At 67.5% G+C, this 16,080-nt stretch carries 17 protein-coding genes; 8 read left to right on the forward strand and 9 right to left on the reverse strand.

Features of this window, described 5'->3' with window-relative positions; genetic code table 11:
- Positions 1-112: 112 nt before the first annotated feature.
- A complete protein-coding gene (locus ACWGI2_RS31305; RefSeq protein WP_453698996.1) occupies positions 113-1,204 on the reverse strand; it encodes a T6SS phospholipase effector Tle1-like catalytic domain-containing protein in 1,092 nt (363 codons plus the stop codon).
- A gap of 107 nt (positions 1,205-1,311) precedes the next feature.
- Between ACWGI2_RS31305 and ACWGI2_RS31310 the strand changes: the two genes are divergently transcribed.
- The 3 genes from ACWGI2_RS31310 to ACWGI2_RS31320 are packed head-to-tail and all read left to right on the forward strand — an operon-like array spanning position 1,312 to position 4,828.
- The gene (locus tag ACWGI2_RS31310; protein ID WP_453698997.1) at positions 1,312-2,490 is read left to right on the forward strand and encodes a caspase family protein; all 1,179 of its coding nucleotides are present in this window, start codon (positions 1,312-1,314) and stop codon (positions 2,488-2,490) included.
- Positions 2,487-3,788: a hypothetical protein gene (locus tag ACWGI2_RS31315; protein ID WP_453698998.1), complete on the forward strand. Its 1,302-nt coding sequence runs from the start codon at positions 2,487-2,489 to the stop codon at positions 3,786-3,788. Before ACWGI2_RS31310 ends, ACWGI2_RS31315 begins: the two co-directional genes overlap by 4 nt.
- Entirely contained in the window at positions 3,788-4,828 is a 1,041-nt protein-coding gene (locus ACWGI2_RS31320) for a ComEC/Rec2 family competence protein (protein WP_453698999.1), read from the forward strand. The genes ACWGI2_RS31315 and ACWGI2_RS31320 overlap by 1 nt, the downstream gene beginning before the upstream one ends.
- A gap of 103 nt (positions 4,829-4,931) precedes the next feature.
- Here ACWGI2_RS31320 and ACWGI2_RS31325 read toward each other — a convergent pair whose 3' ends face one another.
- Positions 4,932-5,321: a hypothetical protein gene (locus ACWGI2_RS31325; protein WP_453699001.1), complete on the reverse strand. Its 390-nt coding sequence runs from the start codon at positions 5,319-5,321 to the stop codon at positions 4,932-4,934.
- Between the two features lie 270 nt (positions 5,322-5,591).
- Between ACWGI2_RS31325 and ACWGI2_RS31330 the strand changes: the two genes are divergently transcribed.
- Positions 5,592-5,996 (forward strand): hypothetical protein, encoded by a 405-nt coding sequence (locus ACWGI2_RS31330; RefSeq protein ID WP_453699002.1) that lies wholly within the window; start codon positions 5,592-5,594, stop codon positions 5,994-5,996.
- Between the two features lie 117 nt (positions 5,997-6,113).
- Here ACWGI2_RS31330 and ACWGI2_RS31335 read toward each other — a convergent pair whose 3' ends face one another.
- A complete protein-coding gene (locus tag ACWGI2_RS31335; protein ID WP_453699003.1) occupies positions 6,114-6,902 on the reverse strand; it encodes an alpha/beta fold hydrolase in 789 nt (262 codons plus the stop codon).
- A 437-nt stretch (positions 6,903-7,339) separates the two neighbouring features.
- Between ACWGI2_RS31335 and ACWGI2_RS31340 the strand changes: the two genes are divergently transcribed.
- A complete protein-coding gene (locus ACWGI2_RS31340) occupies positions 7,340-8,002 on the forward strand; it encodes a hypothetical protein (RefSeq protein ID WP_453699005.1) in 663 nt (220 codons plus the stop codon).
- A gap of 415 nt (positions 8,003-8,417) precedes the next feature.
- Here the strand turns inward: ACWGI2_RS31340 and ACWGI2_RS31345 are convergent, their stop codons facing one another.
- Both ACWGI2_RS31345 and ACWGI2_RS31350 read right to left on the reverse strand, forming a co-directional pair.
- A complete protein-coding gene (locus ACWGI2_RS31345; protein WP_453699007.1) occupies positions 8,418-9,473 on the reverse strand; it encodes an immunity 49 family protein in 1,056 nt (351 codons plus the stop codon).
- Complete coding sequence (locus tag ACWGI2_RS31350; protein ID WP_453699008.1) at positions 9,470-10,063, reverse strand: hypothetical protein; 594 nt, start codon at positions 10,061-10,063, stop codon at positions 9,470-9,472. Before ACWGI2_RS31350 ends, ACWGI2_RS31345 begins: the two co-directional genes overlap by 4 nt.
- Before the next feature lie 406 nt (positions 10,064-10,469).
- On the opposite strand from ACWGI2_RS31350, the gene ACWGI2_RS31355 reads away from it, so the two are divergent.
- A complete protein-coding gene (locus ACWGI2_RS31355; protein ID WP_453699441.1) occupies positions 10,470-10,601 on the forward strand; it encodes a DNA polymerase thumb domain-containing protein in 132 nt (43 codons plus the stop codon).
- Between the two features lie 173 nt (positions 10,602-10,774).
- Positions 10,775-11,761 carry a phage baseplate protein gene (locus tag ACWGI2_RS31360; RefSeq protein ID WP_453699010.1) on the forward strand — a complete coding sequence of 329 codons (987 nt, stop codon included), beginning with the start codon at positions 10,775-10,777 and terminating at the stop codon, positions 11,759-11,761.
- A 135-nt stretch (positions 11,762-11,896) separates the two neighbouring features.
- Here the strand turns inward: ACWGI2_RS31360 and ACWGI2_RS31365 are convergent, their stop codons facing one another.
- Both ACWGI2_RS31365 and ACWGI2_RS31370 read right to left on the reverse strand, forming a co-directional pair.
- Positions 11,897-12,244, reverse strand: a complete 348-nt coding sequence (locus ACWGI2_RS31365) for a type II toxin-antitoxin system PemK/MazF family toxin (protein ID WP_453699012.1) — start codon at positions 12,242-12,244, stop codon at positions 11,897-11,899.
- Between the two features lie 305 nt (positions 12,245-12,549).
- On the reverse strand, positions 12,550-13,506 hold the full coding sequence (locus ACWGI2_RS31370) for an NADP-dependent oxidoreductase (protein WP_453699013.1): 957 nt from the start codon (positions 13,504-13,506) through the stop codon (positions 12,550-12,552).
- Between the two features lie 241 nt (positions 13,507-13,747).
- Between ACWGI2_RS31370 and ACWGI2_RS31375 the strand changes: the two genes are divergently transcribed.
- Positions 13,748-14,272, forward strand: a complete 525-nt coding sequence (locus ACWGI2_RS31375; protein WP_453699015.1) for a hypothetical protein — start codon at positions 13,748-13,750, stop codon at positions 14,270-14,272.
- 404 nt (positions 14,273-14,676) lie between these two features.
- On the opposite strand, the gene ACWGI2_RS31380 is transcribed toward ACWGI2_RS31375, so the two are convergent.
- Positions 14,677-15,534: a hypothetical protein gene (locus tag ACWGI2_RS31380; RefSeq protein ID WP_453699016.1), complete on the reverse strand. Its 858-nt coding sequence runs from the start codon at positions 15,532-15,534 to the stop codon at positions 14,677-14,679.
- A complete protein-coding gene (locus tag ACWGI2_RS31385) occupies positions 15,489-16,046 on the reverse strand; it encodes a transposase family protein (protein WP_453699442.1) in 558 nt (185 codons plus the stop codon). Before ACWGI2_RS31385 ends, ACWGI2_RS31380 begins: the two co-directional genes overlap by 46 nt.
- Positions 16,047-16,080 lie beyond the last annotated feature (34 nt).

Here is a 16,080-nt window from a genome sequence, read left to right on the forward strand (position 1 = left end):
GAACCGAGCAGGACGCAGGGCCCGGCCGTGGGCCGCAACTCCCTTCCATCGTCCCTCCGCGCGGGGATGGCGGCAACTCGAACTGCCTTGCCCTCCAGGCGGTTTGATCCCATCAGCCGGCGCCCGGGTGCGGGGACAGCCACTCCTTGTCCGCCCAGCCGACACCGGACGGGATCCGCTTCCCGTAGGTGTCATCGGATTCGATGCGCAGCCGTACGCTCTCGTGTACCTGGGCGCCGTCAGGGACGCGGCGGTGCCGGTAGGTGAGCAGGGCCCAGACGGCGCCCATGCGGTGCCGTCTGCCGAGCGCGTGAGCGGGGCCGAGCGTGACGTGCTTCGCGTACGCCCTGTCCTTGAGCAGCAGGCCGGAGTCGAGGGCACCGTCCACGATCCACTTGAGCGTGACCGTGGACAGCTTCGCGTCGTCTTCCGGCTGCTTCGGGTCGTCGTCCTCGAAGGTGCCGCCCACGTCGGAGTGGACCCCGGCGAACCACACCTCCTCGATCAGCGGGCCCGGTGCCCCCGGTTCCTCCGGGGGGAAGACGAGGTACTCCTCGTACGGTCGGCGCTTCTCGTCGATGGAGACGGCGTGGCGGACCCTGCCGACGTTGGGGATCCGCCGGGTGAAAAGCCAGCGCAGGTTCCAGCGCAGCAGTCCGGCGGCCTTCACCGAGTCCCACAGCCCCATGAAATGGACGGGGATGCCCGTCCGTTCGTCCACTTTCCTGCTGAACGCGTCGGCGAATTGGTGCAGTTGCTTCCAGTCGTCTTTGCTGAAGGTCCGGTTCTTGGCGTAGACGGCGATGGCGTACGGGACGAGGTTCTCCGAGCCGGGGCGGAGCAGGCCGACGGACTTGAGCAGCCCCGCGAGGGCGCGGGCGGTGTACGCGCCGCGGCTGAAGCCGAAGAGGAGGATCCGGTCGCCGGGTTCGTAATGGTGCATCAGATACGTATAGGCCTCGGCGAGGTTGGCCTTGAGTCCGGAGCCGAAAGCGAGCCCGAAGAGCTTGGAGAGCTTGCGGGCCGGGAGCGACCAGGCACCGGCGGCGGAGAAGGTGCCGACACCGGGGTCGTAGTAGGCGATCTGCGCGGTGGGGTCGCGGAGGTCGAGCATCTCGTAGAGCTTGACGACATTGGTGTTACCGCGAGCCTTGAACTGATTGCCCGTACCGTCCAGGCACACCACGATGTTCTTACCTGTCACGGCCCATCACGGCCTCTCACGGCCTCCGAGGGACAGTTGCCCCCATTCATTTCTATAATAGGAGCAATACCTCCCACCGGGCCTGCCGGTGCGTCACAGGAGGTCCCATGGCCGCTTTCACCGTCCACCTGGACGAGAACGCGGGGCCCGCGTCCACGCACGCGCTCGTCGTCGGAGTCGGGGCGTACACGCATCTGGACGGCGGCCCTTCGCCGACGGACCACCCGGGTGCTCTGGGGATGCGGCAGCTGTCCTCACCACCCCTCTCGGCGCGCAAGTTCGCCACGTGGATGATCGACGAGTACCACGACACGGGGAGGCCGCTGGGGAGCCTGGCACTCCTGCTGAGCGAGGCGGATCCCGCCCCATTCTTCAACTCGCGGACCGGAAAGCCGCACGTCGTGGAAACGGCAACCATCGACAACATCGTGGCCGCCGTCAAGGAGTGGAAGATCCGGGGCGACCACGACCAGGCCCGGCTGGTCTTCTACTTCTGTGGCCACGGTGTCTCGCTGGGAGTCGACACATCCCTTCTGGCAGCGGACATATTCGCAGACCTGAACAGCCCGCTGAACGGCGCTTTGCACTTCGAGGCGCTGCGGCGGGGGCTCGGCAGCTGCAAAGCCGCCCAGCAGGTCTTCTTCGTCGACGCCTGCCGGGCCGGCTCCGACAGACTCGTCGGAGTGGTGGGCACGGACAACCTCGGACAGGTCCCGATCTCCGGGAACCTTCGGCCTGACGGGTTCCTGCCACGAGAGCACGCCGCCATCTACGCGACCGTGCACGGTGAGGAATCCTTCGCACGCGCCGACGACGTCAGCCTGTTCACCAGCGCGCTGCTGCGGAGCTTCGACGGCGCAGGGAGCGAGAACACCGAAGACCGCGTGTGGCGGGTGACCATCGACACTCTGAAACACGCGATCACCCGCTTCATGAAAGAGCCTTCCTTCGCGGGCACCCTCACGAGCGCCGCGACACCGGTCAGCGCCGAGTCGTTCGACTTCGACTTCCACGAGCTGAGGCGCGACCCGGTCGTCCCCGTGTACATCGGGTGCCGTCCCAAGGAGGACAACGCACTCGCCGAATTCATCTGCCGGCGCGATGGGCACGAGGAGCGGCGACGCCCACCGCCCGAATCCGGCGAGGAGCCCGACGTCCGTGAGTGGGCCCTGTTCTTGCCGTTCGGCCGTTACGAGGTCGAGGCCGACCTCGGACTCGGAGACGTACGCGAGGACCAACTCGATGCCCGCCCACCGTTGTTCCGCATCGGATTGGCCAAGCCATGAGCGCCGTACTCGCCGTCAGGCTCTTCCTCTCCTCCGCGGGAGAGTCCAACGACACGTTGATCGTCGGTGACATCTACTCGGCCGACCTCGAAGTCAGGAACCGGCGCAACATCCTGATCCCCTGCGGGAGTCCGCCCCAGCCCAGGCAGTACTCGGTGGCACCCGGCCGCTATCTCGTGTCGGCGACCCTGCCGTCCGGTCTCGTGCTGACGGAGAACGCCGTGGCGGTGGAGGGCGAGGAGACTTCGGTGGAGTTCCACATGACGGACTCGCCGTACGAGACGCACTCCTGGCAGTACCTCATGGGCAACATCGAGCCGGGCCGGGTCTACCACGGTTCCTCCGAGGCCCCGCTCGCCGAGTCGGTCGCCTCACGGTCCATGGTCGCCCCCTCCCCCTCCCCCGCCCCCACCGTGCCGGACGATGCCACTCCCCGGGCGGCCGTGGCGCTGACCGGGCTCGCCACCTGGGTCGGTGACGCCGCGCCCACGAGCTGTACCTTCGCGTCGATCCTTGCGCTGGCGGAGAACCCGACGGATCGCCCAGTCGCCCGGCTGATCGCCCGAGGTAAGCCCCGCGTCCTGCGGGCGCGCGACGTGCGCGGAGAGGCGGTCACACCGCTCTACCGCTTCGGTCCGGACGGGCCTGTCGGGGCCCACGGCGAGCCCCCCGGCGCGCGGCAGTTCCTGGTCGTGGAGGCCGCCGGATCCGTACGCCTTGTCACCCTCCCTCTGCCCTGGGGCACGAGCGAGGTCGAGGTCCTGGTCAATCTGCGGCAGAGCCCGACCGGCAGCGCGGCCTCCGTGGCCGTCCGCGACCCGGCGGTCGGCGCGGGGCTCGCGTACATGGCCCAGGGAGCCCTGGACATGGCGGCCCAGCTCTTCACCGATGTCGAGGCGATGCTCTACTCCAAGTTCCAGAACCCGCTCGCGGCGGCGGCCGGCGCCTACGTCCTCATCGGTACCGACCACTCGACGGGCGAGACGTACTGGGACCCGTGGCTGGTGCGGCTCGCCGACTCCTTCCCCTGGCTCAGCGACGGGGCGATCCTGCGGGCGGTGCGGCTGCTGCGTCGCGCCTCACCGGACAGGGAGGGGGCCCGCAAGGGGCTGATCGAGGCCTTCGACCGCGGCATCCCGTTCTACACGCTCGGTCTCGTCTGGCTCGTCGAAGGGCTCTCCGCCTTCCCCGACGACCCCGAGTGCGTGGAACGCCTCGACCAGGCGCGCCGGCTGTCCTGGCTGGCCGACATGCGCGAGCCGTTCCTGATTCTCGACCTGCGGCAAGGGAGTGCGTGATGATACGGCTCAGGATGCTGCCCGCGGAGGACGGCGACTGCCTGCTCCTCGAATACGGTGACGACGACTTCGTCCGGAGGATCCTCTTCGACGGCGGACGGCGCGGCACCTACGAGCGGATCAAGCCGCTGCTCGCCGAACTGGACGGCCGGATCGACGTGCTCGTGGTGACCCATGTCGACCAGGACCACATCCTCGGCGTACTGGCGCTGCTCGAAGACCCCGACCGACCGGTCGAGTTCGGCGACGTGTGGTTCAACGGCTTCGACCATCTTCACGACCGCGAGATTTTCGGCGCGGTGGACGGGGAGAAGCTCACCACCGCGCTCATCACCCAACACCTCCCCTGGAACAAGGCCTTCGAGGGCCGCAGCATCGAAGTGGGCCATCCGCTGACCTGGTTCGACGACGGATCCACGATGCAGGTGCTCGCGCCGGACCGCCTTCTGCTGGAGTCGCTGATTCCCACGTGGAAGACGAAGTGCCGACAGGCCGGGCTGATCCCGGGCGTGGACCCCATGGAGAGGGAGGAGATGCCCGGCATCGAACACTTCGGCGTGATCGACGTCGACGAGCTGGCCGCCGCACCGTTCAAGCGGGACAACTCCCCGACGAACCCGACCAGCATCGGCCTGCTGTTCGAGTTCGAGGGCACCCGGATCGTCTTCACGGGCGACGCCGACGACCCGCGTCTGGTGACCTCGATCCGGCCGCGCGCCGAGGACGAGGGCGGGCGCCTGCGAATCGACGCCCTGAAGGTCTCCCACCACGGCAGCTCCAAGAACCTCTCGAACGAGCTTCTCGGCCTACTCGACTGCGGGCGCTACCTCATCTCCACCAACGGAAAGATCCACGGCCATCCGGACGAAATCGCCATCGCCCGGATCCTGAAGAACGGCGGGGCGACCAAGGACCTCGTCTTCAACTACCGGGAACGGGCGTCGAACTGGAACCTCGGCAGCCTGAAGGAGGAGTTCGGCTACCGCGTGTTGAAACCCGCACCGGCCGACGAGGACGGCTTTGTCACCGTGGAGTTCTGACCGCTGGCCGGGGCACCGGATTCGCGTGGGGTTCTGACGGCAGGCCGGGCACCGGATCCGTGTGGCCTACGTCGCCAGGGGGCGCCGCAGGTGCGGGTGACGCCTAGAGCCCATCTCTGAACCTCAGAGCTGATCGCCGTCTACTCGTAAGTCTGGTCCTGCTCAGCGCCCAGATCGTCCAGACGATCACCGTCAGCGGAATCACGACGACCGCGGTGCCGAGCGCGACACCAGCCCGCGCCCGGAAGCGATCGGCTCCCTCCTGGCCCCGCATCCTGCGCAGAGAGCCGATGCCTGAGACAACCGCAGAGATCCCCACGGGCACGGTGAAGTACACGGGAAGAAAAAGGATCCACTTCGGGACCGGGGCGGGCAGCAAGGGGCAGACCATCATCGCGACGGCTACAGCACTCAGCACAAGCGACGCCGTACCCTCCGACTGCTGCCGCGCCGCCACCTGCTCATTCGATCCGGCCCTCTGCTCAACGGTCATGCTCAGGATGCTAGACAGCATGAACCGCGCTCCGCTTGGGCGCGAGTACTCAGGTCGTCATGAGTAGCCCACAGACATGCCGCTGTGAGCCGAGACACCTCACGGGGCTGACTCGTCAACCTGCGGCTGCGAATTGGGCTCTGTGCGTACGGAGTTCTCCACCGTGGCGCGTGTACGAGATCGCCAAAGGTTCAAAGATGGGCTCTCACTGAGCGTTTCGCCCTGTGAGGTCTGTTTGATCCATATATGCGCGGTGACTGGGTTGAGGCAATGGAAGACATCTCCGTGCCCCCGTTCTCGACGATCTTTCCGTTCCTGACGGTGAACTGCTCGATGAACCGGGTCAGTTCTCCGGTCGCGACGTCGGCGATGGTGCGGTGCACCGTGACGTTGTACGACAGCGCCCAGCGATCCCCTGATTGCAGAGTGGGGTGGGCGGGAGCATCGGGCCGGTCGGGAGAAGCACGGGAGATTCAGGATCGGTCACGGATCGCTCGGGAGACGGTATCCGACGTGATGGCCGAGATGTCGACGGACGCATCTGTCGCGATGGATGCGGAGCCGGAAGCCATCGGGCCGGACGAGACCGAGGAGTTGCCTGCGTACGCCGGAACCGAGCGGCACATGGTGGGGGTGGTGGCGATACCCGGTGGACGCAGATCGCGTTATCCGTAGCCGCCGCCTCTGACACGCCGTATCCGCGTCCGACGCTCTTTGTGGACATGTCCACGTAGTGCAACTCCCACGACGGGATGAGGGCATGGCCTGTCATATGGGGAGTCGGGCGGGTGATCAGTGACGAAGCCCGTCGTCGGGCCACGCGGATCGGCAGGCTGCTGGTGCGAAAGCCGTGATGGCGTCGACGAGGTCGGCCGGGGCTTCCAGCGGGATCAGGTGACCGGTGTGCGGGATCACCATGAAGTCGGCCTGGGATAGGCAAGGCATCAGGTTGCAGCGGAGCACATCGACAGGCTCGACCTGATCCTTCTCTCCGGCGACCACGAGGGCGGGAGCGCTGACCATGCGCGTGTGCTCGGTGATGTCCTGCGCGATGCCACGCAGCGGCCACTCGGTGCAGGCGGCTTCGGCGACGGTCCGCGAGTCGGTCATGATCTGTGCCTTGACCGACGCGGGCAACTCGGTCGCTGTGAGGATGTGGTCCCGCGCTCCGGCGACGGACTCGGCGGAGTCGTAGGTGTGGGAAAGAGCTTCCCGGTACTCGTCAGTGATCTGTGCGGCGGGCTTCGCCGGGCCGGAGCCGACCAGAACGATGCCGCGCAGGCCGGCGGGCCTGGTGGCCGAGGCCATCTGTGCGACCTTGCCGCCCATCGAGTGCCCCACCAGGACATAGTCGGTGACCCCCACGTCGGCCAGCACGGCGAGCGTGTCGTCGGCGAGCTGACCGAGCGTGTAGGGGCCGGGCAGACCGCTCGACCGGCTCCACCCGCGGAAGTCGACTGTGAGCGTGTCACGATCCGCGAGGCGGTCGACGACAAGGTCCCAGGTGCGGGCGGAACCACCCCAATAGTGCAGGAACACCAGGGTCGGCCCTTTCCCGGGCCGATGGTCGTAAGCGGGCATAGCCGCCCCCCGGGAGGCGGCACGACAGTCCTGGCCGCGCTGTTCGACGTGACCCTTTCCACCGTCTCGGCGGCCATCCGGCAGGTCCGCTCGCGGTCGGCTTGCCGTGCCCGACCGAACCGGAGTGCGGCTGCACACTCTGGAGGGCGCCTTCGCCTATGCCGAGGCCGCCACGCTTCGACACGACGGCGCCGAAACCCAGGTCAGGCGCCCCCTAAATCATCACAGCGCAGCGTTACGGCATCACGAACAGCCGAATCCTCACACTGGTCACGCCCAACCAGGAAGCCTCAACAAGATCGTGTTACGCGTTCAACGGCAGGATTCTTGTCACTGTGCTTCCAACGGCTGACGAGGTGCGGTGCTTCACCGGGGTAAATGAGGGCCGGTTTCGGTTTGACGTAGAGCATGATCTACCGGGTGATGAGGAAGCGGACGTGAGCATCGATGGTGCCGATGTGTGGCACGAGCGGCTGGGTTGGGCGTACGGGCTGATAGCAAGCGATCCGGCTGAACGTGCTGCGGCCCTTGTTCATCTGGCTGACGCAGACAGGAAGACCCAGGACGCTTGGGATCGGCTCGCCAGGTCGTGGCGACGGAGGTTTTCGCTGGGGCTGATGGCGGCGAGCAGGAACTACCAGAAGGTCCGGGGGTATTCGCTGCCCGACGGATTGTGGGACCGGCCGGCCGGTTCAGACATCGTCGCGTGGCCGGGCCTCCCCTACGCACTGCTCTTCCTGGAGTGGGAGGCGAGATATCCGCAGGAGTGGACACGGCACGCCAAGGCATGGGGTGCCAAGCAGAGCCTCATCCGAGATGTGGCTGTCACTCACCACGATGAGACAGCCAGAACCAAGCTTGTGGACCTGATCGAGATCGTTGTCCAGCGGCCATACCGCTGCAAGGACCGCGAGTACGTGCGCGTGGCCCGGGCTGTGGACTGTGACGACCTGCGCGGCAGGCTTGAAACGGCCGCCCGTTCGGACAACCCCTGGGCGCGGTGCCATGCCGGGTATGTGCTCTGGCTCCTGGACCGCCCTGAGGTGCCGAATACGCGTCACGTCTGGCGGACCTGGCTGGCGGCCGCATTCAGCGAGTAAGCGCTGGCTGGAATCGCCCGGGGGCGGGTCAATGGCTGTGTTGAGGTCTTCGGGTTCTGGCTCAGCTGCTGTGGTGCGGCGCGAGATGTCCGGCGGTAGCGCCGCCGGGGTGTTGGCGGTGTCCGGGGCGCAGGCGAGCCCCGCCACACTCGGGTCAGTTATAGCTTGGGGGCCTGACGAGGATGACCTGGTCTGCTTGCCTCGACTGGGGCGCGAGGGGCTGGGCTGCATAGGTGACCAGTGGGCGACCCTCGGCGTCCAGGACGGTGAGCTTGGCGGGACGGCAGCGCAGAACCCGTTGCGGGCCCGGAGGAGCGTTCTCACCCCGGGCCCGCGTGCACGACCGGTTCAACGGCCCTTGCGGCCGTGCGCAGTCACAGCTCGCCAACGGTGGCCTCGGCCGGGAGAGGTCCTCTCAGGTGGGAAACTCGCCCAGCCAGCTGTGCTGCAGGAGGTGGTGGGGCAGGTAGGGCGACTCGACCTCGATGGGAATCTTCCCGTCGTAGGCCAGGCAGGCGATGGCCAGCGGGCCCAGAGCGATGCTGCCGTCGATGTCGCTCACCCGGTCCTCGTTCAAGGTCCAGTACACCTGGTGCAACTTGAGCGCCTCGGCCAACGCTGGGCCAAAGCCCTCGTCGTCCTTGGTGACGAAGCGGTAGAAGAGGTGGATCGGCGGATAGAGGATGCCGTCCAGCAGGTCTCGCGGGGCGATCCGTGCCGTCGACGGGTCGGACGCTTCGAACGTGGCCGTGAGCTTTTCCACCAGGCCGGGCCGGCGCAGCCAGTAGGTCTGCAGGGTGTCGACCCAGTGGTAGATGTACTCGTCGTACTTCCCGTCCGGAGCGCGCAAGCGTTCCAGCGGGATCTCACACAGCTGCGTCATCCGTTCCTGCTCGCGGCAGATGACAGCCAGCCAGAATGCCTGCAACCAGGTGCCCGCATCCGCGGTAGGCATCGGGCCGATGGCTCGCAGGCCGCGCACCTTGCGGTGTATGACGCATTCCACGGTGCCTTCGCTGACGCTGGTGACGGCAAACAGCGCCGTCCCCACTTGCATCGCCGTGACAGCGGCTTCCCACGTCTCTACCGCTGCCGCCCGCGGGTCAAGGACACAACGCGCTCGCAGAACCAAGCGCGCCGTGTCGAAGTCCCCGTCGATGACAGCCGTCGACTCCTCCAGCTGTTCGATCCTCTCGCTGCAGTACTGGCCGAGCCGTTGCGCGTACGCTTCGGCCTCCGGCCCTGTCGGCAGTGCATGCCGGTCGATGCGCACCGTCACGGAAAGGGGCCTCCTTGTTGGTGGCGAGCCGGCGGCACGCCAGTTCTGGTTGCAACTCGCGCGGTAACCCGCTGGATCGCGGTTGGTGGTCTGGCCGGGTATGGGAGAACGCTCGGCAATCGTGCTGCCGCTGGTCTCCCCCAGGCCATCTGGGCCGCGCGGCTCGATCTCCCGCCGCGCGGCGTCGTTCAACAGTCTCCGGCGCTGCTGGTCACCGCGAACCGGTAGCTCGGAACGGTCACCACACCGGGGCCGCCGGCCACGCCCGGGGGCTCGTAGTCGTCGCCCTTCGACCTCGTGCGCTCAACATGCACGCACACGGTCGCTCGCGCCCCGGAGGCGGCCACGGTGTAACTCGCGTCGGATGCCTCATTGGTGGATGCCGCAGCGGCATCCACCCCGTTCGGCGGGGCGTCGCCGCCGCCGTGCTCGACGACCTCATCTTCGATCATCGTCGCGTACTCATCGTCGAAACCGCTGTCGTCACCGAAGATGTCGCCGAAGCGCGAACTGCCGTTCAGAGCTGCCACGGCCTGCTCCGCCGCACCCGCCAGTTCGTCATCGCTCCACTCGGTACGATCCGAGGCACCCATCAACCGGAACATGGTGAACACCCCGACCGCAGCCAGGCTGAACAGCACCACGCGGCCGACAGCGAAGGCGGCATCGGGAAGCTCAGGCGCCGCAGGGTTCAGGGCGTGCCGTACCGCACGGATCCGGTCCTTCGTGACGCACCCCATGGCAACCAGTACGCCAGCCAGCGCAAAGCCGACCACAACCATCCCCGTCACCCGACGACTCCCGCCCCATACACGCTCTTTGGCGCCGGTCCGCGCATGCGCTCGCCGCGCAGCACACTACCCATGGAACGCATGCGGGTCAGCACTCAGCTCATCCCGCCTGATCTCCGCCGGCCAGGTCCAGGTCTTCAGCGCCGCGGCGACCTCGCCGATGCCCAGGCGGCCTTCGACCACCCCGGTGACCAGGGCAATGGCGTCTTTGGCTCATTGGGGCGCTCCAGCGCCGGCAACCGGATGGCCGTAGGCATGGCTGCGGCGGTTACCTCGCGTGGAGGCGTGACCGTGGTGGGACCCGAGCCCGAGGCGGTGGCCGCATTTTGCGGCCGAAGTCGGTGTCCGCGTTGTTGGGCGTGGGCCCGTCCACGGCACAGACGCTGGGGGGATCGGTCTGACGACCATTGGCGCTCTCGCCGATGCCTCATTGGCGACCCTTCAGCGCATCCTCGGCGCCAGTACGGGTCGCACGCTGTACGAGCGGGCGCACGGTCAGGATCCTCGTTTCCCCGGAGGTCGGCCGTAGCCACCGGGCGCAGCGAATGGCTGAACTTCACGGCACCGCCGCGCGCCCGTTCCCCATGCAGGTGTACGGGTGTTGATAGTGCTCAAATGCGACTTCGACAGGATACCGATTCATCGACAGCGCCTGGCCTCACGTCGCCAAGCCGCAGAACGGTGCTCGGTCTCAGCGGTGTGGTGCTTGCGACAGCAGCGCTCAGCGGCCCAAAGGCCCTTGCCCTTGGCCGGGACAGCGCCCCGGACGTTCTGAGTGATCGCTTCAACCTGGCCGGCCCCGGCGCCCGCCTGATCCACGAGAAGACGCTGCATCACGCGACGGTGATGCAGTCCTTCGCCTTCGACGAGCTCCACGGGCACGTCTACGCGCTCCAGTTGATCCCGGGCGGGGTCCGGCTCCCGGGCGAATCGCGCGCCTACAGCCATGCTGAGCGGCACGATGCCGGTGACCTGTGCCTGAACCGGCTGTCGATGCGCGGCAAGGTGCTGGGCCGGATGTACCTCAAGGGCTTCGGCCACGGCACCGCGATCAGCGTGGACAGCTCCCGCAGCATCGTGGGCGGAGCCGTCAGGCTGTGGGTCGAGTGCAACGCCAACCCGGCCTCCGGGTACGGGCGCGCGATCGGCCGCTTCCCGTACGCCGAGAACACCGTGCTGCGCAGCGCTGACCGCCGTGTGACCGTCTACCGCCCGCGCCCCGGCTCGAGCGCCAACTGCGCCGCCCTCGACCTGGACAACCGCCGTCTGCTGCTGCGCTACGCGCTCCCCGACCGCCGTCGCTACGCGCTCTACAACCTGGACGCCTTCACTGCCGGGATCTTCAGGCCGCTGATCGACTTCGCTCAGCCGGGCCTGGACCTCGGTCTGCCCTTTCAAGGCATGGCACTGGACGGCGATTACGCGTACCAGTTGATGGGCTCCGGCCGCGGCGCCAAAAGGTCCTCAGGGCCGGACAACACGGTGCTGCTGCACTGCATCGACCTGCGCACGGGGGCGGTAGTGCAGAGACACAACTCCCAGGTCGGCCGCCGGCTCACGCACCGCGAGCCCGAAGGCCTTGCCGTGCTGCGCGGGCCCCAGTCGAGGGAACCGCAGCTGTGCATGGGCTTCGCCTCGGGCCCCTCCGGCGGACGAAGGTTCTCCCTCTACGGCCTGCCCACCCTGTAGCCATGACGGCGCCCACCAGGCGGCCACCGAAACAGCCGTACCGGACGAGCATCCTCGAACCTGACCGGCACGCAGTCCATCAGCGGACCTGTCTCTTCGATCATGATCGGAGCCTGACGGGGAGTGCGTTGGCGGTCACGGTGCAGGCTCCTGCTCAAGTCCACCGAGGCGAAGGAGTTCCTGGAGATCGCCGAGCTTCGCGGACGACAGGACTCCCGCCCGCTCGACCAGGTCTTTCCGGGTCAAGGTGACCAGCCACGTGCAGGGGATGAGGCCGGGGCGGGGCAATGCGACTCGCAGGACGCCTTCAAAAGGTAGTCCTTCGGAGGCACCTACTGGCAGCTCAGCGGCCACCCCGCTGAGCTCGATGCCGGCGGGAGCGACGACCTGCATCGCCCGGAACTCGGACGCTTCTTCCTCCCAGAGCAGTACGACCGGCCGCCGCTCGTCGATATCCGCCCACCAGACTTCTCCACGTTGCACAGGTCCTCCTGACATAGAGCGGCGGGCGAACTCTGCGGTGCGGCCCCGGTTCGAACACCTTATGGTCGGCCCCATCCGTGTGGGCCGATCATGAGCGGAGCCAGATATCGACTGCGGCGGCGGTGACAATGTCGAGTAGACGTATCCGCGCTGGTCATAGCGGATGGCCACGGCTCTGAACTGCTTCAGTTTTCCGATGGCCCGCTCCACTGAACATGTCTGGGCAGGATGCGATTGCGAGCATCACTTGGCCCGATTTCAAGGGCGCCATCACGGTCGCCGGGCCGGTGCCGGCGTCGCTCGGGTCAGGGAGTCAGGACGGTCCTGCCGATCAGGTCCCCGGCGGCAGCCGGGGCGCGGACCGTCGCCTGGTAGGCACACAGTCGCTCGGCCAGGTCTCCGCCCTCGGCCCGGGCGGTCAGCTCGGCGATCCGGGCGAACCGGCCGGCGGCACGGGCGTGGACCGTGGCCAGGTCGGCCAGTGCTAGCCGCTGAGCCACCTCGATCGCCAGCTCTCCGGCAGCGACGCGGGCGACCAGCTCGGCGAGCTGGCTGACGTCGCTGCGCACGAACACGTGCACCGTGCGCACCCCGCGCCCGGCATCATGCGGGCCGGGAGTGGTGACGCTGACGAAGGCTCCGCCGTCGGCGACCGGGCCCACCAACTGCGCGTTCTCCTCGGGGTCGGCGGAAGCCAGCTGCAGCACCACGTCGAAATGCTGCCCGGCCAGCGCCTGCACAACGGGAGTCACGGCGTAATCGACGATGCGGTCCGCGCCGTAGGAGCGGACACGATCGCGGCTGCGCGCACCGCCGGTCGCGGTCACAGTGACACCGGCCTGCGCGGCGAACTGGACGGCGTACCCGCCCACCGCGCTGCCTGCGCCGTTGATCAGGATGTTCTGCCCGGACTTGAGGTCGGCGTGTTCGAACAGCGCCTGCCATGCCGTCAGCCCGACGAGGGGCAGGGCCACGGCGTCGGCCAACTCGACGGTGCGGGGGGCGGTGGCCAGCGCCTTGGCGGATACGGCGACGTAATCGGCGGCCGCGCCGGGCGCGTCCGCCGGCAGAAGCGCGACCACCGCGTCCCCCACACGCCAGTTGGGCACGCCCTCGCCGACCTCGGTGATGACTCCGGCCAGGTCGAGGCCGGGAATGTGCGGGAGGGCCAGTGGGAGCAGGTCCTGCCGCAATCCCGCGCGCAGGCCGGAGTCCGCGTCGTTGTACGAGGTGCCGGCCACCTGCACCACGACTTGGCCCACGCCTGGCACCGGCCGGTCTGCCTCCCAGAATCACCGCCCGGTGGGGCCAAATCTCACCGGTGACCAAGGCCATTCCGAGGCCCAAGTGGGGCCAAAACCCGCTCCCCAACGGGGACATCGCTCATCCGTGAAGCCATTGGCACGCGGGTCGGCCACAACGGGCGTACGGGGATCCGTTGTTCACCGGCCGGGCGCGAGGGGCAGCTTCTACGATGGATGCACGCTGCGCCGGGAGGCCCTCATGGAACCGCACGCCGAGCCAGAGGCCACCAAGCCGCGCCCGGACTACCCGCCCAAGACTCCCCCACCGCCGAAGAAGCCGCCGTCGCCTCCGCCGCCCCAGACCCGAATCGATCCGGCGACCTTCCCGCTCCCGCAGCGCGGATCGCGCACCGGCCGCCCGGTGATGAAGAACCGGCAAGGTGCCGCATGGAACCTCGAGGCCCAACCCTGGGCGGGCGCCAAGGCGTTCAAGGAGGTCAGCGGCAGGCTCACCAAGTGGGGAGTCCACGTACCGGAACACCTCGAAAGTCTGCTGCGGCACATGGTCACCATCGTCGTCGCCGACGGCGGTCGCCATGTCAGCGTGCACATGGCCGAACAGAACCATCAGGTGCTCATCCTGGCGCTCAGCCACCAGCCCACAGACAAGCCCGCCGGGGAAGACGTACTGCCCCGCATGCTGGAGCTGGGCGCGGTGTCCTGCAGTGCTGAGATGACCGCCGAGGGCCGCCAGGTGTGGGCCGTCCTCGACTTGATGGCATAGAGGCCACGCGCTTGCGTCGGCAGTATTTGCGGAAGGGCACCATGACCGAGCTGTCGCCCCCAGCGGCTCCGAAGGCGGACCTCGGTGCCCTGAGGCTGGAGAGCTCGAAATCTCCCCGATGCACGTCTCCCAGCTCAACCGGGAAAGCTGCGCCCGGGTCCGCGAGGAAGCACGCGAGAAGGCCGAGCTCCAAGCAGCCGCCTGAGAAGCTGGCCTCGTAGACCGACGGTACGGTCGCGCCGCTTCCCGCGTTTGCGAACCAGCTCAGGATGTGTCCCGCGATCCCCTGAGAGCGTTGTCGCGGTAGGGCGGTACGTCGGCGGACGTGAGGTCGTCCCGAATTGCTGGCTCCCGTCACGTAATCCAGCTGCGCGGTGTTCCCCGCTGCATGCAGGGCATGGGAGTCAGCTCCCGTCTGGAGTCGGTGGGTGTCCGGCGGGGATGAAGGCGACCACGTAGTCCTCGAACCCTTCATGAAGGCCCCATTCTTCGCGGGCCATGGCAGCTTCGTACCTGGCTCGGGAGTCTTGGCGGCCCCTGGCGTAGACGTGGACGGTGTAGGCCGTGGCTGGGTCGAGCTGTAGGGCTGGGGCGTATCCCTTGGGACCTGGAAGCCAGGCTGCAGCTGGTGTTGCAGGGCCTGTGGTGGGGCCGGACAGGCTCATCCGCCCGCTGGAAATCGGCGTGTAGGGCCACATACCGAGTAACTGCCATTGTTCCGGCTGTTGGACAGGCTCGGCCTGGGTGAGCATAAGGGTTACCCAGGCGTCGTGTGACTGGACGCAGCTGACGACAGTGAGCTGACCGGGGGTAGTGATCACAGGCTCGTCAGTGCGGAAGTCGGGTGTCCTGTCGTCACCCTCCACATCGGTCCCGATGTCCTCGTGGATGTAGAAGTGCGAGTACTCGATGCCGACAACGCCACTGACTATGTCCATCTCTGGACCGTACTTGTCATCACACTGGAGTGAGCTGAGCGTGCCTAAGCCGTGATCACCCGGGCTTGCTGCCCTTCTTGTGGTGGCTGCTGCGCGACAGTTCGCGGGCTGGGCACAGGGGCGGTAACTCGTGCCCCCGGTGAACCGCCGCATCAGGTCTGGGGACAAGGGCGGCCTGGCGGCGAACGAGGCGATGGTATGCAACTCCCAGCCCATCCTCGCCAGATCCGTCAGACACAGATGTCGCATGGTGTGGGTCGAGAACCGTTCGACGCCCGTCAGCAGTACGCCGGTCGGCGCCGAGTACGGCACGATGCGCTCCAACCAGTGTTCCTGCCGACCGGGATCTTGGAAGCATCCGTCATGCGGACGCCCGCCCGGCCTGCGAGCGCAAGACCGACCGATACCAGTGTCGATCGCAGCCGCTCGGTCCGTCGCCCGAACCGGCGAGTGAGTCCGGGTACTTGCTCGGCGAAGGTCTCCCGTGAGCAGGAGTCCTCCGTGCAGACGTATCGCTGCACCCGTAACGACACCACGACGAACTTGCCCGCTGTTGGCAGGTCACGAGGAAATCGCAGGTAGGAGCCGTGTATTCGGCGTGACCAACATCCGCACCCCGTGCAGGCCGCCCGCTTGGCTTTCGCCCGAGCCGCGACCCGCACGACCGCGCCGCTCACCTCGACCGACTCCACCAGAACAACCTCAACCGAGGGAAACAGCAGCTCATCCAGCTGCGGCAGCACTTCGTTGACGGCATAGGACTGTCGACCACACCGCAGTCCAGCCGAGCGATTTCCGGGCGAACTCAACCGCCGCAAACGCAGATCGCCAGTCACGCTGCGTACGCGATTACGGGAAGTCGACCAGAGG

The organism is Streptomyces sp. NPDC054866 (assembly GCF_053610745.1).